Below are 24,517 nucleotides of genomic sequence, written 5' to 3'. Positions count from 1 at the left end.
ATATATGACGCATATATGGTCTTCGCCTCACCGCCATCTTCATATATGTGATTCAATACAATATATATTTAGTACATATATAGAGCATATACGAGCCTCGCCTCGACACTGTTGCCATATATATGATTCTGTACAATCTATATCAGTCCATATATGACAAAAATCAGCCAGTCCTCGCTTGAAGACTGACTCATTTTCTTTTAATTAATGTTGCCTTTCAGATATTCCAGGTATTGTCGATATTTTTTAAGCATCATGTTCTTAGCATACTGTTCCATGTACTCGTAGTCTGGTTCTCCAGTAGCATTAACGGGAAGCATGATCCGCTCATGCTTAATACTGTCTTTGTTGCCCATGTGACCGTAACTGTATTTAGAACACGTCTGCTGAACCATACGTGCCATAAACTCACCTCGAAATAAATTCAAGTTGTTATTTCGCAACATAAGTATCGAGGAACCGGCTCCACCACGTCCGAGGAAATCTATTGGTTGGTAAAAAGAACTCCCATCAACGGGGCTGACTGTAATGCAGTTACCTGCATCAAGCTGTTCATCCATATGGGGTTTACAGCACTTCATCACACCATTGTTTGTAGCGCCCGACGCAACAAACGGTATATCGCCCATTTCATAGTGGTCCTTGTTTCTGGCTTTTGGACGACTAATTTCGAATAGCTTACCAAGCCGAAACTCCTTCCATTCCTTTTTATCAAGAGTAGCAATTTGCTTGTATTCCAACTGAGCAAGCTGGCTAGCAACATAGATCCTATACCGCATGAGCATACCCCTCCTTATTTCGGAGGCATACTGCGTCATGTAACCATAGTCAGGATTGCCCAAATCATCAACAGGAAGCATAAGCTGCATTTTTTTGATGCGCGAGTCATTAATTTCTCGATTAAAATTAAAGTTTACCCCTTGCTTCTCTACCATTGCAGATAGGAAAAGGTAACTTTCTTTTGAAGTATCTTCTCTCCTCAGACTAGTCACATGGTCACTTGCCACAAATTTAAATGGTTCATAAAAAGCGGTTCCGACACTCCCACTGTTAGCAAGACTTATGCAATCGTTAAAGATCCTTGTTCCATGAACAGCTTCAATAAAACTATCCACACCATTATTGTTTGCTGTAGAAGATACATATGGTACTGCACCTGGAACATGATCAGCTTTTTTCAATCGCTTGCCGCGCTGAATTTTAGAGAAAATTTCTGATACATTATAATTATTCCACTCTTTTTCAACGAGTTTCTTCATCAAAATTCCCCTCCTTTTTGTCTTCAAACAGATACTCACGGTTCTGCATGATCATGGAGAACTCAAACGTCAGGTAGTCGCCAATAGCCTTCTCAAAGTCGGCATCAGTCGGAATCTCGTCATTGAAATAATAGAATGAGTGCAACCATTCGTCATCAGGCTTGACGGTAGATTCAACGCAGAACTTTGATGGTGCTTCGGTACGGCCGTTCCAGACGTCCAGCAGATGCTGACGCTTGTCTTTGGCAGAATCGCCTTCGACCAGCCCAACGTGTGCCCGCACCTCATAGCCATCATCGCGAAAATCGATAAATTTGCAGATTTTGTCTGCCGGGTGTGGCTCCCCAGCCGTGAACACGGCAATGACTGGGTTGACTCCCACGCCATAAAAGGTATCTGGATTGCAGGTTATCACGCCTTCCAGCGTATGCTTCTCCATGATTGAGTCTTTAAAGTCCTTTTCCGCCTTGGATTTTCCCGTCATGCTGGATTGTGGCACGATCACCGCGGCTCTGGCGCCAATCGTTAAAGAATCCAGCAGGTGCTCAATGAAGGAAAGCTCATATTGTGACGGATCTGCTTTGGTGCCTTGCGAGTATGGCGGATTCATTAAGCCAACGGTTGCGCCCTTCAGCTGCACTTGCGCCGGGTTTTTGGCAAGAAAGTCGCAGCACTCCAGATTGCTGTTGCCGTCGCGACGCAGAATCATATTAGTGCAGGCAACGGCAAACATATTGCTCTGTAGCTCAAAACCATGGAGCTGTTTCTTCTTGATGTTCTTCCGCTGCTGATCCGACTCGGCCAGCGCCAGCATGCGGTGCATGGCTGAAATCAGGAATCCGCCCGTTCCGCAGGTTGGGTCCAAAACGACGTCATCTGCCTGCACGTTCGTCAGCTCACACATTAAATCCGTAATATGATGCGGCGTAAGAATTATGCCCAGCGTCTGACCGTCGCCGCCGGAATAGCTCATGAACTCGCCATAGAACCGTCCGATGAAGTCCTCGCTGGTCTTTTGGTACTTGATGCTTTTAAAGACGCGATCGTACAGAAATTCCGTATAGTATCTTAATGGCGTTTTTCCTAGCGTTTCGTTGACCTCATTTAAGCGGAAACTGGTCTGAAGAATTGAAAACTCGGCCAGTAGCTTGTCTTTCTTGGCATCTGGACCCACGTTTGAACGTGTCAGGCGTCCTTTAATGGCATTCATCAGCTTATCGCCGTCGTACATGCCGGGCGTCTGATCGCCCGTCAGACTATCAATATTGAAGCCGCCGTATTCAATCTCATCCAGCGCCAGCAAGATTCCTGCAACGACCAGCGGCTTGTCTTGATCTTTCAGCGTCCCGTACGTACGCAGATACTCGTGCAGCTCAGCCGCGTCCTTTAAAATCTGCGCCGTCGTCTTCTCGACGTCCGTCTGCTCCTCAAGCACGTAGCGTGTGTAGTATTCGCGTATGTTGGCCGGCGAGAATGAGACGAAAGATTCAAGGTCTGGCAGTTCCTTATATCCTTCGCGATCATCAACATAAAGCGGCGTAATCTTATGATGCTTTTCGCTGCCTGACACGCCAACGGCAAAGACCTTCTTAAAGGTGCTGTTTTGCGCGATATGTTTGGCATAGAAATAGGCACCGTTGACGGCATAGTCGGTTACGGCTTTGACGTCCATCGCAAGAATCCCGTTTTCGTCCAGTTGCTTCTGCTTATCCAGTGTAGCCTTATCCTCAACTACGAGCACGTAGTCTTTGATAACGGCAACGTACTCCGGGTAGCCGGCCTGACCCGTCCCGCGTTTTGAGGCAGTCTTTAGGGCATCGTTAATTTCCTTCACGTTGGATCCCTGCGCATCAAAATTAATTCCGGCTTCTTGAAGCTGGGAAGCTACCCACAAGTCGGTTCTTACTTCTTTTTTAGCCAAATGAGACACCTGCCTTCCAAGGCGTCTCATTGGCAGCAAAAAAGGATCCACTAACTGAAAAAGTCAGTGAATCCCTGAAAAATTGCTTGACAAAAAAGCGCTGAGCTACATAATCAGCGAGTTGAGTTGAGTTGAGTTGAGTTGAGTTGAGTTGAGTTGAGTTGAGTTGAGTTGAGTTGAGTTGAATTATTCATAAATCAAACCTCGAATGTAAGTATTTATCCAGTAATTGATTATACACTATCATTTTTTTCTAGCAGCAACGTATATATAATTCTGTATGGTATATATATGACCCCATCCTGATACCGCCCTCGTATATATGATTCTGTACAATCTATATATGACGTATATATAGATCCGCCCTCGTCGTCACTTCCATATATACAATTCAGTACAATATATATTTAGCATATATATGACACATATATGGACCTCACCTAGTAGCTGCTTTCATATATATGATTCAGTACAATCCATATTCAATCTATATATAGCAAAAATCAGCCAGTCCTCGCTTGAAGACTGACTGATTTTCTTTTACTTCTTTTTTTCGGATTCTGCATCGGAACCTTCGTGCTCCATCGCCCACTTGGCCAGCAGCGTTGGTAGATCGACGTTGCCGTACTTGTTGGCTGCCATCTTGATCAGCAGATCCAGCGAGACGGTCCGGTTTTCCTGCGCGTTCAGCCAGGCCACCGTCTGACTGTCCTTGACGAAGCGGAACGAATAGGCGGTTCTTTCCGTTTTTTCTTTTGCCATTTTCTGCTCCTTCCTAAATATCAATATAAAATATTACCAATAGTATAGCATTTATGGCCGAATTATATCAATTAAAGAATTTTAATCAAAAAGATCAGTACAAACGCTGGCAATATTAATATTTACGCTTTATAATTGCTATAAATTAAATATTAATTAGCATTGAATGGTTTTTGATGGGTGCCATTTCAGCTATGTCTTTACCTTTACCTGCTCAACGTCCAGAACAATGTTGGTTTTTGACGGGTGTCATTTCAGCTATATCTTTACCTGGCATTCTTTGAGCAAGAAATACTCTGCAGTTTTTGACCGGTATTATTTCAGCTATGCCGCTACCAAGTAAGAGAAAAAAACTTCCCATAAAACAAATTTAAAGGAAGGAACTTTCCCTAAAAAACAATCAATGTTTTTGATGAGTGTTATTTCAGCTATGTCGTTACCAAAACTGCTTCACGGACGATGCAAATACGGGTTTTTGACCGGTATCATTTCAGCTATGTTACTACCGGAGGAATGCGTGGATCGATTAGATCGGTAGTTTTTGACGGGTGTCATTTCAGCTATATCTTTACCAGGGGTCAAGGGGAGCGAAGCAGTCCCTTTGTTTTTGATGAGTATCATTTCGGCTATGTTTTTACCTAGAACGCTAAGCAGGAATGCGATCGAATAGTTTTTGATGGGTACCATTTCAGCTATATCTTTACCAACGTAGTTTAGAGAAAGAATCTTCCTTCTGTTTTTGACGGGTGTCATTTCAGCTATGTTACTACCGCGTTAAACACAAAGAAAGGCAGTACTTTTGTTTTTGATCGGTATCACTTCATTTAATTGCTAAAATAATATTTTAGCTTTTTAATCAATATCATATTGATATTCGATAAAATTCATGCTATTATAACTACCAAGGTAGAGCATAGCTGAAGTGATACCCAAGTAAAAATCACGCAAGGGCAAACGCCCAAGCTTTTCATATGTAGTACCGCACTCGGTTTGCGGTCAGGGTCAGCTTAGTGCTGGCCTTTTCTTTTACCCTAAAACAAGGAGAACATCATGCCAATTATCATTGAAATCATTCTGTTTTTGGCCATTCTGGCCCTGGATCATGCGCTTGCCAGCCAGACCGAGCGCTTCTTAGATCAGCTTAAGCAGCTCAACCGCCCGCGTTATCAAAGCTGGCTCAAGCTCAACGCCATCTTTACCGGCTTGAACATTCTGCTGCTGATCCTGGTTGGCTGGCAGCTGTTCAAGAGTCAATACGCCTCCGCCTGCGGTATCTCCCTGATCGTCCTGCTGGGCGACACGCTCAAGTGGCACCGCATTCGGCAGACCGTCAAAAATTAATTATATCAATACAAGAAGCGCCCCACGATCATTGACCGTGAGGCGTTTTTGATACGCTAGGCAATACTGCCTACATAAAGTATAACATTTATTTTAACAAGGTAAGATCATAGGCAATTTGATCATTAATATCATTTAATTCGCCAGCTATCTTAGTTTGTTCTTCTTGCGATATAAAAGGAATTTTAATATTTCTCAAGGAATCAATGGCTAATTTTGGTGTACCTGTTTTTGTTATCGAATCAAGAATTGATTTTTGCACTTGAGTTGCGTTCAGTATAAACATAAGGTATCGACTATTAATCTTGTTGGGATTTTTTGTGACAATCTTATGTGCATTTTCAGTTAAAGAGATAGTAACGTTTTTATCTTGTAAACGCGGAATCATACCAACTTTTCCAATAGTTCCAGCAGCAGAAATGAAAACATCAGAATCATTTAATATATAATTTTTAATGTGATCAAATGTCTCATCATCAATATACTTTGCATTTTCTAAGTTAATACTATTATTCTCAAAATCACTAATTACTGGATAAAAATGATTGGTTTTAAACGGAGCATAGTCATACTCTTTAGGAATCCTTTTACCGCCTTTTACTTTAATAATACCTTCTGATTCCAACTCCCCTAGTGTAATTAACTTATCAGAATTCTTGGTGTAGATTGCATCAATGGAACCAAGCAGGTCTCTTTGTAATTTTTGCAATTTTATAGATAAGTTTTTCTGTTCGTCTGCTGTTGCTTTGAGCTTTGATATAAGGTTTGTAACCTTATCTTTTTGTATTTTGACATTCGGTATCTTGAATCTTTCCATGTTTTTAACATAAACATGCTTCTGTACTGAACCTGTAGCAAAAGAATATACATCATCCTGTTTGTTTTTTAACAGATAGTATAGATCCAAAGTAGTGTATCCCGAATCTTCTTTTGCAGTAATGGTAAAACAATCTGATGCAAATATTGGATCACTATGGTATGCAATGTAGCCGGCATATTCTCCACTTTTAGAAACCGTTATTGTTGGAGTTAGACGATTTGGCTCAGCCGTATAATATGCAGGTTCCCTGCCACCTGCAATAACCGGTATCTCACCCGGGGATACCGCTGATGCTTTTATGGCATCACCATTTAGAAGTTCCGCAACTTTTTCTAGTGAGATTGTTCCTTCATCGCCATAATCTGAAACAGTTTCTTTAAGAGCTTTATTAAGCGAAATTTTAAACGTGTTGTCCTTAACACTAAAATCCAATAGTTTGTCTAACCTGGTAACTCTGAAGTAAGGCTTAGCGACATCATCAATTACGGTACTTTTAGCTTTCCCTAAGAAAGCATCGTGAACAACTTTATTCAAGAAATTACCCTTACTGCCATATAGAAGCGTAAGATCTTCAATTGAATAATTTTTAATTCTTGGATGAATTCCTTCGTGACCTCTACGAGTGTTGAATTTATAACCCAATAATAATTCTTCTTCATCTTTCTTATTATCTGGTGTTTGTATAATGACACATTCATGCATTGATAAAGAATAATTTAGTAGTCTAGTAATCTCTTCTTGCTTTATATACTCAGTTTTAGTTAATGGCTCTTTCAATTTTTTATATTGCTTAAGATAGTCGTTAGCTGTTTGGTTTTCCCCATCATAGGTATCATTCAATAGCTTTTCGTAGTCAGAAATACCAAAGTTATTTCCAAAAACCTCTCTTAGATAAGAACTAATACATTTTTCATTGCCATTAAGGGTAATGTCATTTATAGAAGTCCCATTTAACAAGTGTTCAATATCCTCTTGAATCCTTCTTATATCGGCATCCTTTCTCCTAATTGCAAAAATTGTAACTGTTTCGACTTTGGTTGCCGCAAAAGTAGACCTACTTGGATTCTTCATTACTGCAACTATCTTGAATCGCTGTAATAAGATCTGTCTGGCTTGAACATATATTTTATTTTCTGTATTTAGGATAGCTGAAGGTAAAACAATTGCCATCAAACCTGTCGCCTTCAATAACTGCGAGGCTCTTTCAATAAATAAAGCTTCAATTTCTGAACTGTTTTCCGTAATTAGACTGCCTAATTTAAAATCCTCTTCTAGATTTGGTAGTTCAGATTTAAATTCATCGACATGATACGGTGGATTTGCGATTAAAACATCGAAAACCGGATTTGCATATTGCTTCTTGTCAACATGTAAATCGCCTACATAATCTGGCGAGGTGAATGAATCTAATCCGTTTGCCCGACGGATTATGGCATCACCATCACCATTCAAAAAGGTACTAACTTTAGACGTTTTTACCAATCTATAATCAACGTCCAACCCATAAACATAATTTCTCGACCATTCGAATGGATTAGTCTTAAACTGTTGGAACATTTTTTTATTGGCATTCGATAGACCGGTAATATCTATATTAGAAATTATACGTTGCATACGATCCATATATTCAGTAAGAAAATGTCCACTACCTGAAGCAAAATCGATCATCTCTGGTAAGAGCTGCCGAGTCATTGAATCATTCATTATATGATTAGTCTTTTCTTTTAGTGGTAATGATTCAACCATGAACTTCGCTAAAGGAACTGGTGTAAAGAATTGGCCCGCTTCTTGCTTAAATCCATTGGATAGAATATTTTCAAAAAAGTCGCCTAAAAATTGTTGTTTTTTCGCATATTTTAGTTTATACGGCGCTATAAGGTCTACCAGTTCTTTAAGGATTATTAAATTATCATGATATGTTTTTTCATCATAAACATCTTTAAATTGAAAGTCAGAGTTGGTTTTACTCTGTAAATGTTCTATTTTCTTTATTAAATCGTCCGTCTTGGTTCCAGCAAACGTAGAAATAAGCTGCTTAATTTCATCCATATCTTTATCGGTGTCGATATATATTTGAATGAAGTCACGTAGTCCTTGTGAGTATAAAGACTCAATCCGTGCATACAAATCTTCTAGTGATTCATTATTTCGCTTCTGAAAAGATAAATTTTCTGATTCAGGGGTATTAAACTCATCAACAATTTTAGCTACGAATAGATTCAGCACTTTGTTAAAAGCATTCGTTTTATCAGAAATTCCATGCTTCCTAAGAATTTTCAGAAAATTGTGAAACATCAATGAGGAAGTAGACTCATCCAAATCTATAAGGTCCTTTGGTTTTCTCTGAATTCCTTCCAAACTATAAGGCAAGATAGATGGAGATATCTCAAAGGCTTCATTAAGAATATGTACGTTACCATTTTGTACATATTCCTCTAAGCTTCCATATTTTTTCCATTCAGAAGTTGTTACTATAAATTGTTCAGGACTAATATACGTGTCGTTAAAGTCGGCAGAAACTACCCCCACATACTGCAGATTGGAACTTAGTGCGTAATAACTTGCTATCTGTCCTTGACTTCTACTTAATTCTTTTGAATTTCGTTTAAATTCTTTTCCAGGAGTTTTAACATCTAAGACCATAAATGGTACACCACTAGGTGAAAATACTACTAAGTCAATATACGCAGGTTTTCTCCCTAACTGAATTGCTTTTTCAATCGCAATATTTTCCGGCCTGTATCCTGATTTAATCAGTCTAATATACCAAAATAATTGAATTATAAACTCTGGCTTATTTAAAACTGAACTCGTCTTACGATCTAAAGATTTTACATGTCCCCAATTAACTAATCCTGTTTTTTTTTCGTTAAAATCCACCGTAATTGTGTCTACATACTGATCTTTATAGTAGAGGGCATATTCATACTTATTTTCCACACCATCTTTTGGTGAAAAGCCCATTTCTCTAAGTTGTTTCTTTGTAGTTTCGACATTTGCCATTTATGCCACCGCCTTTCCAGCGGCAGCAAAAAAGGATCCACTAACTGAAACAGTCAGTGAACCCCCGAAAAATTGCTTGACAAAAAAGCGCTGAGCTAAATAATCAGTGAGTTGAGTTGAGTTGAGTTGAGTTGAGTTGAGTTGAGTTGAGTTGAGTTGAGTTGTTCATAAATCAAACCTCGAATGTAAAGTATTTATACAGTAATGATTATACACTATCAGATTTATATCGGGATCATATATACGATTCAGTACGTTATCTATATATGAACCTCAATGCCATTCTCGTAAGTCCAATGTTTTAATTTTGATATATCATTCGTCATGTAGTACTTGGCAATTAAATTATTCCATTCCGGCCACTTATCAAGCGGAACGCTTATTAGCCCAGCCCCATTGTCGATCATAAGCTTATTAGCGACTAATGTTGCGGTTCGCTTGTTGCCGTCCCAAAAGATTTGGTTCCGCATTAAGTGATACATCAGAGTTAACGACTTATCAGTTATTGAACTATTTTTGTTTGCCAATAACTCGCTCAAGTATCCTGCTTCTGCTTCACTATTAACCATTGGCGGCTTATATTCGCCTAATTCGGTATCAACTCCTCCTTCACCAGTTCTCAACTCGCCTGGTGCCAAAGATTCGTTTAATGCTACAATTCGATTTACGTTTTTTAAAAAATCTAAATCAAGTTTTTCATCAGAGTTGATTACATATTGCCAACCTCGTTTCAGTTGAACAATAATATTTATATCGTCAGTAGGTACATCATCAACCCCTAATCCATCGATTATCATTTGCGTCTGGGAAAGAGTCGCCTTTATACCTTCAAACCGTGAAGTGATATAAACCAGATGGGTTAAGTTACTTCTCGCAAAACGTCTATTTAGATCTTTGGTCAGCTCAAACTTATCTTCTAACATAAAATTCTCCTTATTTGCAGGTATAATTATCTATAATATTAAGGCAAACGCTGAGGTTTAGGGAAAGAGGGAATGGTTATGACTTCGATTATCGAAAAATCGCTTCAGGAATACCAGGATTTTTTGGCCGGCAAGAACTCCGACGTTGAGATTATCGAGGCTGATCTTCGTTAGCTTTCGGTTGCCTAATCAGCTGAAGTACCGTATACTCAAACTATTTAATTATGTCTAGCCGGAAATCCCGTGATTTTAGTCATGGGATAGATAGGCCTACTATGATAGAATACTTGTAGATAGTAATGAGATATATCGTCCCTATGGCAACCTGGGGACGTAAAAGGCATTGGTAATTAGATGATCACTGCTCAAGCAGCCGTGGCTGTTTGAGTAAATCGTCTGTATCTATGCAAATTGTGGTTCAGATACTCAATACTGGGGTGTTTGCCCACAAGCCATCGACTTTAGCCGATGGTGGTTGACTTGAATACAATCAACCTTGTGCCAGCCAGGCAGCCGTTAGATGATTCTAGCGGCTGTTTTGTCGTTAAATAAAGGCGGACCGTTCCAGCAGGAGCGATTCGCCTTTTTGATTTTGAGTTATCCTAATGATTTATAGCTGCGGTGCAGGCCAGTCGGCGAGCTGAACCAGAGTTTGGTTCCAATCGGCAGACTGATTGCTGTTGTTGAAAACAGTCCAAAATTCTTAATAATCGGCCGTCCCTGCTTATCCGTGAGTGTAGCAAAGAACGCATCGGCATGCAGGCTCATCAAGATGTTCCGGAAGATCGTCAGTTTGTCGGATCCCTTGAGACCATTCCTTAATGGCAATTGCTCAAAGACTTGCTGATAGGCTTTTAAGCGTTCGGCCGGCGCTGGCTGGTTCCCTGCCTGCATGAACAGAGTAAAGTGATCCAGCTGGCTTAGAATTTCGTCATAGGCCTGTAGTAGCACTCGTTCAGCCTGTTCATCGTCCATTCGGCCAGCCATTGCCTGGTACAGCTCCCAGCGCGTCTGCGGCGTCAAAATCAGCTGACTGCTGCTGCGCTTGTACTTGAAGCTGCTCATTTGATAGCTGCCGGCCATTGTCTTGACTTCTTGACCATGCAGCACCTTAGGCACGACCACCGTTAGCCGGCTCTGCCGTTCTCCCTTGGTCAGATAGATCTGTACGGCTTTGATGATGGCCTGTTCTGCCTCCTGCCGGCGGTTGGCTGCCAGCAGCTGATTGATGCGGTCAGAATCGATCCGCCGAATTCCAAGCACACGCAGGTAGGCCGGTTTTTGACGCTGACTTGGCTCAACGCGCAGAATCGTCATAAAGCCCATGTTGCTCTTGGCATATCCGCCATAAATAGTGGTTGGCAGGCCCTTCTTCAGCGGAATGAACTTGTCAGTGGCTTTCAAGTGTGAGACCTTGGTGGCATCAAACAAGGCGCCCCTGAACTCCGTGGCCATCTGGTGCACGATCATGTAGTGATAGCCGTAAACGATTCGTGCTTCTCTTGCAATCTGATCAGCCATCACTTCCCGTTCCCTGCTTAATGTTGCCGGCTTGCGTTTGGCCACGAGCGGATATAGCAGGTTTAAGTCGCGCAGGCGGCGAATGAACTGACGATTCTTCAGCTCACTGTCAACCGGCGTGCGCTGATATCTGCCGTAAACGAAGAAACTGCGCAGTTTCGGATAGGCCTGATACAGGTATTGACCAACCGCACCAATTAGGTAGGCGTCCATACCGGCATCGTAGTCGTTGATCAATGGCATGCGTGGCATCTGCCACCCTCTGCGCAGCTGATTGATCATTGCTTGCCGTACTTCGATGACCTCAACCTGCGGATAGCGATCGGTCAAAAGTGCTGCCGTAAATCTGGCCACCGTAGATTTTTCATTCAGCGCGCGATTCAGTAAGTGCAGCCGTTCAACATCGCTTAAATGCTGCGGATCCTGCAGCAGGCGGTTTTTCTTGTAGACCGGCAGCAGTCCCGCCCGTGCCAGATCGTCCCAAAGCTGCCGGCGTTTAGTACGGACCGTCGTCCAATCTGCAGCAGCAACTTTCCGAGCCGTCAGCACCTTATTGTTCATTGAGTCATCGTTGGTCAGATTCATAGGCAGAATCGGTGAGACCGCATAAAGATCAAGATCGTCTTGATTTAAGCTTCCACCAGTATAGAGATCCGTACCGAACTGTTGGAAATACAGATACAAGCGATCATCAATCGTCTTCGTTTGTTTAAGCGCCATTTTAAGCTTCTGACAGCGTTCTTTGTGCTGTTTGACAAATTCCCCTGGCAAGGCATCGTAAAGCTTCTGGAGCTTCTTTTTGCGCTCATTTGAAGCAGTTGACGGCTGCTGCTGACGGACAAAATTAATGCTGATGGTTTTGGGCGCAGACCCCATAAATTTCTGCACATCGTTAATGACATAGAGTGCCTGACGAATCGCCTTTTTATTGACTGGCGAAAGATAGGCCCGGTCCAGCACGCTATCCAGCGTATCATTGCTCAGATAGGCCGCGTTTTCTGCCTGCAGCTGTGCTTGGAAAACCCGTTTGGAAATGATCTGCATGAAGTTTTGATTGGTCTGCCAGAGTAGATCCATGATCGATCGTCCTTCGTTGTCATACAGCTTGGTCAGCAGTCGGTTCGAAAGCCGTCCCCAGCCGGCATAGTGCAGGCCCGCCAGCTGACTGCGCTCCATAACGCCCAGCCAGTGCAGCTCATTCAGCTTTTCCTTGTAGATATGACCGCTGGGGAAAACGGTTGACCACTCGATGATCCGCTCCAGATCACGATAATGCTTCGGCTTGTCTGCCTGACTGCCTAAGATTCGCCGCAGGTCTAAATAGCTGCTTAAAGAACTGACAAACCGTTTTGGATCAGTTAGACCGCTGATTGTCGGTAGACTGGTTCGATTATCAGCGTCAGTTCCCTTGAACCACTTTTGATCGACCATATATCGGGCCAGTCTTTTTACAGTAACCGTCTTGGTCTGCATGAACAAATCACGATAGATGCTTTGCTTCTGCGCGACGGTTAACCGTTGCTGGCCGTTGATTCGAATCGTATTCAGCTCATCTAAGACCTTAAAGCGCTGATACAGCAGACTGGCTTTAGGAAGTACGTCTTCGGCCAGCAGATAGGTATCATGCGCCGTCATATTGCGGATAAACGCATTGGCGGACGCGGCCTGATCAACCATTTGCGTGAAATTCCATGGCGTAATTTCCTGCTGATTAATCGTGCCGTTTTCGTCTGGCTTGCGGATCATCCAAGCAAAGCGGTTCTGCCCTGCTTCCGTCAAAGGACCAATGTAGTAAGGAATCCGAAAGGCAATCAGCTCATCCAGCTTGTAAGGCGCTTCGTCACGTCGTTCTTCAACCGGATTCGGCTCTGCCAGAAATGGATAGTACTGCCACTGATTGTTAATAATCAGGTCCAGCTCATGCTGAATCAGTTGGTGCGGAATGGCGCTGTTTTCCCGAATCCGCTGCTTAACCAGAAAATTATCGGCATCAATCCAAGCAAGCAGCTGCTGAGCTGCCGGAACTGCTTGATAGCGTTGCTGTTTTAAGACCTTTTTGACCACATCATTGAACTGTTCGCGCGTCAGGTTCTTGTCTGGTCTAGCATTGCGCTTCTTGCCGGCATAGCGGTCATAGGCGTCCTTTAGGATTCGATAGTCTTTCAGATCAGCGTCCAGCCAGAAGCGTTTCAGTACGTGCAGCTGCTGATCATAGCGATCGTAGGCTTCAATCTTAGCCTGCGAAATGCTTTTGCCGTCCGGAACGAGTCGTTCTAAGGTTAAACGGCTGTACAGTCGTTCCAGCACCTGCAGAATTGCTTGCCGTTCCGACGTAAGCAGATCGCCCAGTTCAAGTACGTCTTGATCAAACGTTTCGGAGCCGAAATTAAGTTTGATGCCAGTTGGCGTTTCCGGCCGATACAGCTGATCAATACTGAAGTCGTCGCCGGTAATGGCGTTGACGACTGCGGTGGCCGCCTGTTTTTCCAGCTTGAGCAGCTTGCCTTTTTCACTGCTGTTGATCAAAAGCTCTACTGCGGCTTTTTTAAGCTGCCCTTTTTTCGCTTGCTTATCGAGCAGCAGCGTTTTCAGCTGCGTACCGGTTTTGGTATCAGCATTCAGCTCAATCATTGCCGTGGCAGGATCCGCGGCCAGCAGTGAGTTGATCGTCTGCAGGCAGACATCGAGATCCAGTGCGTCATCTTCCGCAAAGCTAGCCATTGGCAGATCGCTTAGAAAATGCCCCCGGTATTTGACCAGATGATGAATGGCCAAATAAATCAAGCGCAGATCAAATTGTCGTTTCTCCGTCATCAGCGCCTGGCGCAGGTGGTAGATCGTAGGATACTTTTGAAAATATTGAGCCGTCAGCTTAGGTTCGCTGAACAGGCCTTCATTGTTGACGAAAGAGTACTTCAGGCGGTGCAGAAAGTCTGGATCGACTTTTGCCAGGTGCGGCGCGAAAAAATCGTTTAGATAGCTGATTCGCCGCCGACGCCGTGCCGTATTGCGGCGACTGGTGCGTTTCAGCCGGGTTTCTTCAGCCGTCTCGCCCGGTGTGAACTTGCTGACGCCTACAACTCGCTTGCGGTCACGATGAATCACCTTAAAGTTATTGTCGATTGCGGCATAGCCGATGCGATCTGATGCAATGCTTAATGCCAGACTGTAATCTTTGCTAGTAGTCATTAAAAAACCTTCTTTCTAAAAAAGGCAACCAGTCTCCTGATTGCCACTGTTCTGCTTAGTTCTGCTCCGTGGAAAGCATGCTGACGTCAATCTTCTTTTTGCCTGATACTGGTCCACTGGGCGTCTTAGCTTCCGGTGACTTTTTGACCGGCGTTGTGGTTTCTTCAGAAGCATTCTCTGAAGCCGACTGCTTTGGATCCGGCTGTTGGTTCATCTGATTGACCTTTTCTGCCAGCAGATCAGCCGGATCTGCCACGTTGTTGGCCATGGCACCCATCACAACCTGCATGAAATCGCCCTTGCCATACACTTGAACGAGAAAATCGATTGCCAGGCTTAGCGACAAGGTTTTGTTGTCCTGCGCTTCTAGCCATTCATAGGCCGTTGAGCCGACCGGAAAGCCGAAGCTATAGTTTTTTCGAGCCATTCAATCACCACCTATTCAGAAATTGCACTCAAGAGCAGTTCCAGGCCCTTTTCGTTTAGAAACTGAGCATATTCCGGCGCGATCCAGATAATCGGCACCTCATCGCCACCGGTAAAGCGGCGCAGCTTCTCCGCCAGCTTGGTTCGCAGACTGGACTGCGTAGCCATTGGGATCGAGCCGCCACCGTAGACATAGATCAGTTCTGCTTGAGCGTTAGCCGCCCGCATCGTTTTTGAGACTGCGGTAACAATCTCGTCAGCGAACGGATCCAATTGTTCATAAACGACCTTCTGCACGCGCTGCTGATGCTTGCGTGCGAATGGACTGACGCGCTGGGCCAGATATTTCTGCAATTGAGCCCGGCTATCGAACAAGCCCATCTGCTGTTTCTGCAGAACGTCATTGGCCAGCTGCAGGACGTTGCCATAGCCTTTGGCCAGCGACGTAGAGGCCTTAGCGTTGACCAGGTTGTTCACAAGCATAACCAGATCAGTCGTACCCTCGCCGATATCGATTCCCAACACGTTCTGTGTTTGGACGATATCATCAGCCGTAATTTCGGCCATATCGGCGTAGTTGGCTTTCAAGTCGGCCACCAGCGTTTCCTTGAATTTTTTATCAGCGTACTTGATATACAGCTGCGCTACTTCGCCTTCCAAAGCTACGTAGACCGACCGGAACTTGATGGCTACCGTGATTGGATCCTTGAAGTTGTGGAACGTTACCGTATGCGTCTTGCCTAGAAACTTATTCTTATAGCGGTCAATCACACCGGTATTCTTCCCTTCCGCAACGGGCAGTGCCGTGGCCATGTTGACCGTAACCTTCAGCGTCTCGCCGAGGTCTTCGCTGTTGAAGAAGGCGTCCTTGACCCGCTTGCCGGCAATCAGACTTAGCGTCAGGACCATCGCCAGATCATCGTCGCTCTTACCGGCGAAATCGTTAACGTCAAAGGCCGTCAATGGCAGATTGCTGTTAACCGCTGCCTGGCCAATCAAATAACGACCCTGCTTGGTTACGACTGAGCTTGAAACCGATACGTCCATCTTATTGATAAAGTCTTTCATGTAGGCCGCTTGCTGTTCTTGATCATCAAACGATACCGGTTCCGTAATATCCTGCGGCTTCTCGCTGGCAATCACCGATGGCATCTTGACCTTTTCATCATTTAAGGTTGCTTTGATTGAGCCATACCCTAAATCATTTGCTACGTTCAAAATATATTCCATAAAATCACCTCAAAATAGTTAACGTATATTTGTTATATTATTTTATATATCTATTATATATACGACTAGTTTTAATTACAAGGGTATTTTCAAATAAAAGATATATAAAATAATATTATACATATTTAAATCTGATAATAGCCCGCGTCGTCTCTGGCGCGAGGTCTCTTGTTTACTCTCTAGCAGCTCTATCCAGCTATCTAGCCTGCTTGCTATTCAGTGCGCATTTCCCTTGTCCCTTAATATCAGCACCCTGCAGCCTCTACAGCTTGCCTGCCATTAAGCCCACTTATACTTAACTTCCCCGTTATGGCTTGACCTCAAGCCACCCCCTGGGGTACCTGCGCACCTTGCCTATCTGCGGCAAAAAGTGCGCACACCATTACACCCCTATTTTTTACTTCTCAATAACATCTTAATATTTAGCAATATTAAGCAATTAAGACTTAAATTTCGGCAAACCGTTTAAGCTCATCTCGCCCTTGCTCCTTCAGATCATACAGTTGATTCGTACGATTGCTCTACTACAATTTCGAGCAAAACTTCGCGATAACCCATGAAAAACGCGTTTGATCTAAAGGATGGTCTGTTGCATTTCCGAGACATCCAGCCACTTTTTTACCGCCTGCTGTGGCAGAAGGTGTCGCATACCTGTTGTTGACTACAATTCCTGCTCCGGGTGTTGTTTGCTCTTTAGGTAAACTTCACTCCGTGTGTGCTTCGAAATCACGGACGCTTCGGGTGGCTAACGGCGCAGAGTCGCTGCTGAGCGGCAATTAACGATGGCCAATCGAAAAAGATTGCTCTTCTTGCCTGTAAATATTCAGTTAGGAATGCGAATTGCACACGGACACCCGCAGGTCCCCCAACACATTCAGGAAGCTTCGGAGTCATTATTTTTAAAGAAAGTTTTTTGACTGCTGAGCTTCCAGACTTCTTTATAAATAAAAATTGGTTGTCGACAAGTTTCGCCATCTAAAAAAATCAACCTCGTTCCAAGGTTGGAACGAGGTTAGATTCAGTCTGGCATGCTAAAACTCATTGTGTTAGAATTAATCAGTAAAGAAGAAGGACCTGCAAATTAAAGGATCAAGGAGACTTGATCGGGTAGCCGGCTGCCCCGGGGTCTGCGTATTGGAAACATGAGCAGGCGTAACCTGAATACGGCGTATACTCTCGTCCTCTCTGTTCCACGACTCAATGAGCAGAACAAAAGCCTACGATTAATTCGCAGGCTTTTTCTTTTGTTTGTAACATGTTAGAATACAGTTACTCAATAGAAGGCGACTAAATTAGAGGATCAAGAAGAGACTTGATCGGGTAGCCGGCTGCCCCGGGGTCCGCAAGTGGTAACAGGCGTGGGCGATAACCTGAATACGGCGCAAACTTTCACCTTTGCTTTTACTAATGGTACTAAGGGTTCCATTAATCGAGTACCACGTTTCTTGTGGTTAGGTCAGCCAAGTGCTGGCCTTTTTCTTTTTATCTTTTATATGATATAATTTATACAAATATGATATTTGAAACAGAAAGACGTGATCATTTTGGAAACGATTCAAGAAATTTTACAAAAAAATAACCTTACTCAAAGTGATGTAGCTAGAGCAAGTGGTATTAGCTTAGCAACCATTAATCAAGCAATTAAAAAGCCCGTCTCAAGCTGGTCTATCCGTATACTAAATGCAATCGCAGAAGTTCTACATCAAAGTCCAGGTAAATTGTTAGATAGATTGCAAAAAAGTCAATATTCTCTAGAAATTAATGACCAATATCAAACCATCCAAGGTGTTAAAATCAATGATTTAGAGCTATACCAAAATATTAGATTTGTTGTACAAAACAACGTTTTGGAAGGCTGGGAGCCAACAACTGAAGACATACTATTCTTAGTAGATAGTGCAGAACATCCGGATCCTAAGCTTGAAAAGGAATATCAGGAAATATTTGGTAATGATCAATGAACGATAATGAATTAGAAAAATTTTTTCTATACCCCAACGGAACTCTAAGAAACAAACTCAATATCTTAGATGCTGAAGCATTAAAAGATTATGAATACAAAGAGGTTGCTAAACATGAATTGTTTTATCTACAGAGAAAGCCTCGCCCTTATCCCAAAACATTTGCCAATCTAATTAAAATTCATAAATTTCTTTTTCAAAATATTTATGAATGGGCTGGAACTGTTAGGAACTATAATTTATCTAAAAACGGCTACACATTTCTTGAACCAGATCGTTTTGGCTACGCAATCCAGAATATTGATAATTTATTAGTAAATGCTAGTAAAATTAAAACATTATCTGCGGAGCAATATGCAGTTATTCTTGATGAACTCAATTATATTCACCCTTTTAGGGAAGGTAATGGCCGGTCAACAAAGCTTTTCGTTCAATCATTTGCCGCAAATCATCAACAAATTATTTGTTATCCAAGGCATAATGATGAAATGATTGAAGCATTGAACGATGCAGATGTTGGAAAAATTTCCAAACTGCTGTCTTTAAAAAATACTCGTACTAAAGATATCGCATTTCAGTATCTATATAATCAAAAAAAGAAACAATCACACAAAAGATAAAAGCAGCGTTATATCAGGAATTTCCCGGTATAACGCTGTTTTTTTATAAACAAGTCAGAACAATCAGAGTCGTTAAGTTGAACACCAGATGCGCGGCCATGCTGACGCGTAAATCGCCATATCGCTGATATAATCCTTGCAGCACCAAACTGATCAGCACGTATTCCCATAGCGACGTGTCCCCGTGCATGGCGGCAAAGAACAGTGCCACGACCAATGCTGCTGCGATGAATTGGGCCTTAGGCAGCATGCCAGGCCAGTGTTTGGTCATCCAGGTATCAATCCGTCGGTAAAGACACTGCCGAAACACAATTTCTTCCAGCAATGGCGCCACGATCACGATATAGATAGTATACAGCCATTGTTTGCGCATCATATGAAGTATGAGGCCGGTATTGCTGCTGCCAACTGTATTATTAGTCAATGCCTTGATTCCCAGCATGGCCAGCAGGACGGCTCCCCACGCGATTAAGCCCCAGCCAATACCTTTAAGGAGATTTATATCAATTGGCCGTTTGAGCTCCTTAGAGCGCCAAAATATGGCGATCAGCATGACCGTATCCAGCCCGGCCATTGCGTAGGAACTGAGATAAGAAGTCTTGCCGGCAAGCAGGGACGAGCCAAGCCAGATCAGATAATAGCTGATAACAATCGTCCAGTCCGTTCGTTGCGTCGTATCTTCCGTCATCAATTAAACGCCCCCAGTGCCCAAGCCGTGATTGTCCCTGCGAAGGTGGCGACCGTTGCCGCCAGCAGCAGTCCGAAAATATGCCGGCCCAGCCAGGAAGGCGTTTCGTAAACAGCCGAATCGGCCTTCTGCACCTGCGTCAATTGTTTGTTGATCATCAATCAATTCCTCTTTTCTATTGATCCGTCGTCGCGTCAACCATCGTAGTGCCAAGCTTTTGCAGTTTCGTAAACTTCTGTTGGTTCAAATCATACGTGCTGGTATAGACAACGGTAGTCGTTGCAGAACGCTCTGAGCCGTATTGTGCGGCATATTTAACGACTGAAACACAGTCAACCGTATTGGCCTCTTCATTGATCAGGCTGACGCGCGTATCGGCGCTGATAAAGCTGGACTGCAGCTTCATCGTGTCAATGATGCTGTTGCCCGTGTTGTCCTTTCCGTCATTGAAATAGGTCTTGTCGTTTAGGATCGTATCCGTCACCAGCGATTTAGCCTGAGCGCTGCGTGCAGCCCAGTCTGCTTGCGAGCTGTAGGTAAATAAGATCTTAAACAGTTTGGCCGCCTGCGTGCTGGCTTCATTTTCCGCTTTGGCCTGCTTGGCAGAATCCTGTTGCGCCGCTGTACCGGTAGCCGCTTTTTCTTGAAGCTTTCGCTGTTCCTGCTTCTTCGCCTGTTTAAGCGCCTTTTGTTCCGTTGCCAACTCCGTCTGCGCTTTCTGAAGCTTTTGATCATAAGCGTTCTGCTGATACTTAAAGATTCCCAGCAAGACTAGACTGATAAAGATCACCAGCACGGCAGCCAGTGTGGATTTCTTATTTTGTTCCATACTAATTGCCTCCATTCGTTTTGCTGCTGGTAATGACGTGAATCTGATATGAGTTGACGCTCAGATTTTCCAGATCATAGTTTAAGGTGATCAGATAGAGCTTTTTCGTCCCGCCCTGCTGCTCAAACTCTGTTGTTACATAGACTGGAACCTTGTTGACATTGTCGGCATTGCCGAATGCAACCATTGTGGCATCGTTTTTAGTAATTACCCATTTTTTCGTGTTGGGATCCTCGTTTAGATTGATCAGTTCCGTTGTCAGCTGTTTGCCAAGTGCGGCTTGCAGCTGTTTTTTATTAGCTTGATAATCTTTTTTGGAGTGCAGGTCTCCAAGTTCCTTGGCAATTGCGCCTTTCAGCGTTGTTTCGGCATGCTGTTCGGCACTTTTTAAATCAAATTCGTTTGAATACGGTGAATTCATCACTGCCTGCGTGGCCACGGCCTTCTTTTTCAGCTGCGTCTGCCGAATCTGCGCGTTAACCGTCTTTAGCTTGGTAGTATCAGGAATGCTGACTACCACCAAGACGGCACAAAGAATCGCCACTGCCCAGAGCACTATTTCGTTTTTCTTCAAAATCTAACCCCCTACTTTGATTGCCCGTCCTTGATCAGCTGTACCGGATCCAGCCACGTACCGTCATTGCGGAACGCTGAGCTTTCAGCAGCGCTAATTTCTTTTTTGGAAACGCCGATATGCACGTGATTGACCAATGGACTGGTTTCGGAACCGGACTTAGGCAAGGTGCCAATCGTATCGCCGGTCTTAACCGTGTCGCCTTCCTTGACCTTAATGTACTTAGCGGCCTGGCTATCTGAGAAGGCAAACTCTTGATAGACCTCGTAATAGCCATCATCAGACTTGACACAGACGTAGTAGCCTAAATCGTTTTGCGTAACCCCTTTGTGGCCAATCTTATAGACGGTTCCGCCGTGAATGGCCTTAATTTCCTGCCCGCCATAGGCGGCATCGCCAAAGTCGACGCCATCGTGGAAGTTACCCGTCCGACTCGTACTATGGCCAAACAGCTGCTCACCGGAAATTGCCGGATTGTTGTTTTTGATTGACGCAAACGGCCAGCCCCAGTCACCACCAGCTCCAGTACTTGAAGAACTGCACTGGTTCTCATCATTTTGCGCGTTAGAGCCACCATCAGCCGTTGCTGCGGCATCGCCTAAGATTGAGTCTGAACCGCTAATGTTGGCACCACCAAACAGCTCATAGGCAGTCCGTGCGGCCGCCCGTCGCGCACTGTTCGTATTTGCTCTGGCTGCAGCAGATGGTCGCTCATAGTAATTCATCCAAGCGGTTGCCGCATCTTCAGGCGAACCGCCCTTTGTGTCGGCAAAAAACTGTTTAACGGTTGCCGGTTCCAAGTCAATCACTACGTCTCGCTGGTTTTCAACGGACCACGACTTATCGGATTTGGGATCGTTGAGATACTTGCTGGCTGGGGTGAATTGATAGAGGCCACCACCAGTTCCGCCGCCAATTTCAGCTTGATTAAGTACGAACCCGGTATCTTCAGCCCCGCCAATATTGCCGACGATGCCGGCAGCTTGTGCACCGCTCATACCTTTTTCGGTCCAGGATTTAAACGTGGCTTCTGCATTTTTATAGGCTTCGGTTCCCACCTGCGTCCAGGCTCCGCCGCCACCGGTACTGCCTCCACCAATATCAGCAGTGCCACCGGTCTTGCATGATTTATTGCTGAGCATCATCATCATAGCCATGATGATACTTAGCAACAGCAATAGACCTGCAGCAACACCGCCAATAATCCAATACTTTTTCTTCTTCAAAAAATCCCGCCCCCTTAGATCAGCAACAGCAGCATAATCAGCGCCATAATGCCCAGTGCGATCAGCATGAATTTCAGCTTCTCATTCTGGTAGTCGGGGACGCGCTCATTATCTAAGAGCTGCTGCTTGCGTTTCTGAACGGCTGCATTGGTATCATCGCGCAGCCGCCGATAACGATTGATCGGGTGTTTGACCAGGTGATTTTTCTCTGCCTTCCGCACCGCTTTATCGGTAATCTCAGACTGGCGCTTATGTTCGGCATCTTTACGCAGTTGGACTCGTGATCGAATTGCCATCAAATGCCACCTCCATACCGCCGTTCCTCGTCATGCGTAATCTCAACCTTAAACTGCACATTGCGATCACCGTTGATATTCATCAGAACCTCCGTCTTTTCCAGCTTGGTCAGCCCCTGCAGCTCATCAGTCGTAGTTGAGCCGCCCAGTGCCATCTGCAGACGCGGTAAATCGTCATCAGAAATCTGGAAGAAGAAGCGAATCTGAAACAGCGAGAAAATCTTTTGCACGGCCAAAACGTACGGATCATGCGAGTTGCCGTTCATGATCAAGTCCTTGATCGTCGGTGCGGCCATCGTGATAGCGCAGAAGTTTTTGCGCATCTGTTCCATCATTGATGCCAAAAACTCAACGCCAAACGTAAACTTTGGATTGATAATGTTTTCAACCTCATCCACATTCAGGTAGTACCAAGGGATCGAATACATATCCAACGTGCCGTTTTTCAGCTGCTGGCGAAGCTTCATACCGTTTTTGATGATATCAGCGGATAACAGCGTCAAGACCGAGTAGATCTGCGCGTTAAAAATCGGCTTCCCTTGGGCCAGTAGCCCTTGAATGTTGAACGTTACCACCTGTTCGTTCGTCAGATCAGGAAACCTGGTGATGCCGTCAAACATATCGCCCTTGGATTCCTCGATGTTGGCAAAAGTAGAGGTGATTCGGTTCATTGACGTCACCATGTTGCTGGTCAGTCGCATACGCGGATCACGTTCCGCTTTTCGCTGACGTTCATTCGCGTACAGCACGAAATCTCGCAGCGTTGGGTACATATCGTGATCCAGACCCGTAATGCGCATTGATCGCGCGTTCTGCTGCGGATTGCGGACCCAGAGGTTCTGATCAATGTAGAAATCTTGAATCCAGCTGTCTAGCATCGTCATATCGTCACTGTTGGCGTCCTCGCTCAGAAACTTGAAGAAGTTCTTGAGCTTGGTTACGTGCTGGGCAAAGGAGTTGATCTCGTCGACCGTACCATCGTCATTTACCACTGTAGGAAAGACTTCAAACGGGTTGATCATGTTTTCCGGCTGATCAAGCTTGATGATGACGCCGTTCTGATCACGCGTCTGATCTGTATACTCGCTGGAGACGTCAAAGTTGCGAATGTAGGCCCCTCTTGCAAAAACATCGTCGTTCAGCTTTTTCAGCAGGGTTGACTTACCCATACCGGCATTCCCCGTCACGAAGAAAAAGGAACGCGTCCGGTGTCGATCCCGCTGAAACGGATCAAACATAACCTCGCCAGAAGTCCGTGTATAGCCGTAGTAGGAGCCGTTTGGATCCTCAAGCTTGACGTGGTTGAACGGATAGGAGCCTGACATTGAGCGGGCCGAAATTGGTACACCAACCGGGTGATTAAGCATATCCTGCTCACTCATCGTTGGAATGAAGATCGACTCAAAATCAGAAAGCTGCTCATCAGCATATCGAGCCATCATAAACTGGCCGTTTTCCCGAATCAGCCGTTTTGTCCGCTTCTCAAGTTCGGCTAGTGTTGGTGCATAGACAAAAATACGCATGTAGACGCGTTTCATGACCTCATTAGCCTGCGAGATCTGGCTCATCAGCCGCATTTGGTCCATGTAAGTACCGGACGCTTCTACGTTATCCATTTCCTTAGCTTTGCCGGAAACTCGAATTTTTTGTTCCGTTGCGGATCGTGACAGCTGCTTCAGAATTTCCGTCCGGTCTTCCGTACCTAGACTGATCACGGCCATGGTTGCATCATTATTGGTTAATGGCACGCCCCAAAACGGCATCAGTCCGTGTGCTGGATATTTGTAGACGCGCAGACACGTGACGTATCCGTCGCCCATTTCCAGGTAGCGCGCATGCCGCTTTAAATTGCCTTGCGGCTGAATCCGCGCCAGAAAGTCAAGATCATAGCCCGCCTGCGTTAAGCGTAGAATTTCTTTTCGTTTCAT

Annotated in this window: 18 protein-coding genes; 3 read left to right on the top strand and 15 right to left on the bottom strand. The window is 44.3% G+C overall.

From position 1 onward, the window contains the following. Positions 1-200: 200 nt before the first annotated feature. From ABC765_RS04965 to ABC765_RS04955, 3 genes are all read right to left on the bottom strand, one after another. Positions 201-1,259 (bottom strand): restriction endonuclease subunit S, encoded by a 1,059-nt coding sequence (locus tag ABC765_RS04965; RefSeq protein WP_347980863.1) that lies wholly within the window; start codon positions 1,257-1,259, stop codon positions 201-203. Beyond that, complete coding sequence (locus ABC765_RS04960; RefSeq protein WP_347980862.1) at positions 1,243-3,180, bottom strand: N-6 DNA methylase; 1,938 nt, start codon at positions 3,178-3,180, stop codon at positions 1,243-1,245. Before ABC765_RS04960 ends, ABC765_RS04965 begins: the two co-directional genes overlap by 17 nt. A 540-nt stretch (positions 3,181-3,720) precedes the next feature. Next, the gene (locus ABC765_RS04955) at positions 3,721-3,942 is read right to left on the bottom strand and encodes a hypothetical protein (RefSeq protein ID WP_270638049.1); all 222 of its coding nucleotides are present in this window, start codon (positions 3,940-3,942) and stop codon (positions 3,721-3,723) included. 1,050 nt (positions 3,943-4,992) lie between these two features. On the opposite strand from ABC765_RS04955, the gene ABC765_RS04950 reads away from it, so the two are divergent. Beyond that, positions 4,993-5,283 carry a hypothetical protein gene (locus ABC765_RS04950; RefSeq protein ID WP_347963540.1) on the top strand — a complete coding sequence of 97 codons (291 nt, stop codon included), beginning with the start codon at positions 4,993-4,995 and terminating at the stop codon, positions 5,281-5,283. 88 nt (positions 5,284-5,371) lie between these two features. Here ABC765_RS04950 and ABC765_RS04945 read toward each other — a convergent pair whose 3' ends face one another. The 5 genes from ABC765_RS04945 to ABC765_RS04925 form a co-directional block, all read right to left on the bottom strand. Continuing rightward, the gene (locus tag ABC765_RS04945; protein WP_347963539.1) at positions 5,372-9,106 is read right to left on the bottom strand and encodes a restriction endonuclease subunit S; all 3,735 of its coding nucleotides are present in this window, start codon (positions 9,104-9,106) and stop codon (positions 5,372-5,374) included. Positions 9,107-9,366: 260 nt separating this feature from the next. Next, entirely contained in the window at positions 9,367-10,029 is a 663-nt protein-coding gene (locus tag ABC765_RS04940; protein ID WP_347963537.1) for a Fic family protein, read from the bottom strand. Positions 10,030-10,626: 597 nt separating this feature from the next. Continuing rightward, positions 10,627-14,739 (bottom strand): type II CRISPR RNA-guided endonuclease Cas9, encoded by a 4,113-nt coding sequence (gene cas9, locus ABC765_RS04935; protein WP_347963536.1) that lies wholly within the window; start codon positions 14,737-14,739, stop codon positions 10,627-10,629. A 55-nt stretch (positions 14,740-14,794) separates the two neighbouring features. Further along, complete coding sequence (locus ABC765_RS04930) at positions 14,795-15,166, bottom strand: hypothetical protein (protein WP_347963535.1); 372 nt, start codon at positions 15,164-15,166, stop codon at positions 14,795-14,797. Between the two features lie 11 nt (positions 15,167-15,177). Then, positions 15,178-16,395, bottom strand: coding sequence for a ParM/StbA family protein (locus ABC765_RS04925; RefSeq protein ID WP_347963534.1), 1,218 nt, complete (start codon positions 16,393-16,395; stop codon positions 15,178-15,180). A 1,544-nt stretch (positions 16,396-17,939) separates the two neighbouring features. Between ABC765_RS04925 and ABC765_RS04920 the strand changes: the two genes are divergently transcribed. Together ABC765_RS04920 and ABC765_RS04915 are read left to right on the top strand one after the other, a co-directional pair. Next, positions 17,940-18,356, top strand: a complete 417-nt coding sequence (locus tag ABC765_RS04920; RefSeq protein WP_347963533.1) for a helix-turn-helix domain-containing protein — start codon at positions 17,940-17,942, stop codon at positions 18,354-18,356. Further along, positions 18,353-18,976 (top strand): Fic family protein, encoded by a 624-nt coding sequence (locus ABC765_RS04915; protein WP_347963532.1) that lies wholly within the window; start codon positions 18,353-18,355, stop codon positions 18,974-18,976. Before ABC765_RS04920 ends, ABC765_RS04915 begins: the two co-directional genes overlap by 4 nt. Positions 18,977-19,019: 43 nt before the next feature. On the opposite strand, the gene ABC765_RS04910 is transcribed toward ABC765_RS04915, so the two are convergent. Genes ABC765_RS04910 through ABC765_RS04880 form a run of 7 tightly spaced genes read right to left on the bottom strand, consistent with a single transcriptional unit; the run spans position 19,020 to position 24,517 of the window. Further along, positions 19,020-19,664 (bottom strand): type II CAAX endopeptidase family protein, encoded by a 645-nt coding sequence (locus tag ABC765_RS04910; RefSeq protein WP_347963531.1) that lies wholly within the window; start codon positions 19,662-19,664, stop codon positions 19,020-19,022. Beyond that, positions 19,664-19,822 (bottom strand): hypothetical protein, encoded by a 159-nt coding sequence (locus tag ABC765_RS04905; RefSeq protein ID WP_347963530.1) that lies wholly within the window; start codon positions 19,820-19,822, stop codon positions 19,664-19,666. Before ABC765_RS04905 ends, ABC765_RS04910 begins: the two co-directional genes overlap by 1 nt. A gap of 17 nt (positions 19,823-19,839) precedes the next feature. Beyond that, a complete protein-coding gene (locus ABC765_RS04900; RefSeq protein WP_347963529.1) occupies positions 19,840-20,493 on the bottom strand; it encodes a hypothetical protein in 654 nt (217 codons plus the stop codon). Position 20,494: 1 nt separating this feature from the next. After that, positions 20,495-21,067: a hypothetical protein gene (locus tag ABC765_RS04895; RefSeq protein WP_347963528.1), complete on the bottom strand. Its 573-nt coding sequence runs from the start codon at positions 21,065-21,067 to the stop codon at positions 20,495-20,497. Positions 21,068-21,078: 11 nt separating this feature from the next. Then, complete coding sequence (locus ABC765_RS04890) at positions 21,079-22,293, bottom strand: phage tail tip lysozyme (RefSeq protein ID WP_347963527.1); 1,215 nt, start codon at positions 22,291-22,293, stop codon at positions 21,079-21,081. 14 nt (positions 22,294-22,307) lie between these two features. Continuing rightward, positions 22,308-22,589, bottom strand: coding sequence for a hypothetical protein (locus ABC765_RS04885; protein WP_347963526.1), 282 nt, complete (start codon positions 22,587-22,589; stop codon positions 22,308-22,310). Next, complete coding sequence (locus ABC765_RS04880) at positions 22,589-24,517, bottom strand: conjugal transfer protein (RefSeq protein WP_347963525.1); 1,929 nt, start codon at positions 24,515-24,517, stop codon at positions 22,589-22,591. The genes ABC765_RS04885 and ABC765_RS04880 overlap by 1 nt, the downstream gene beginning before the upstream one ends.

This window comes from Limosilactobacillus sp. WILCCON 0051 (assembly GCF_039955095.1).
Lineage (GTDB): Bacteria > Bacillota > Bacilli > Lactobacillales > Lactobacillaceae > Limosilactobacillus > Limosilactobacillus allomucosae.
This window is presented reverse-complemented; position numbering and strand designations above follow the sequence as displayed.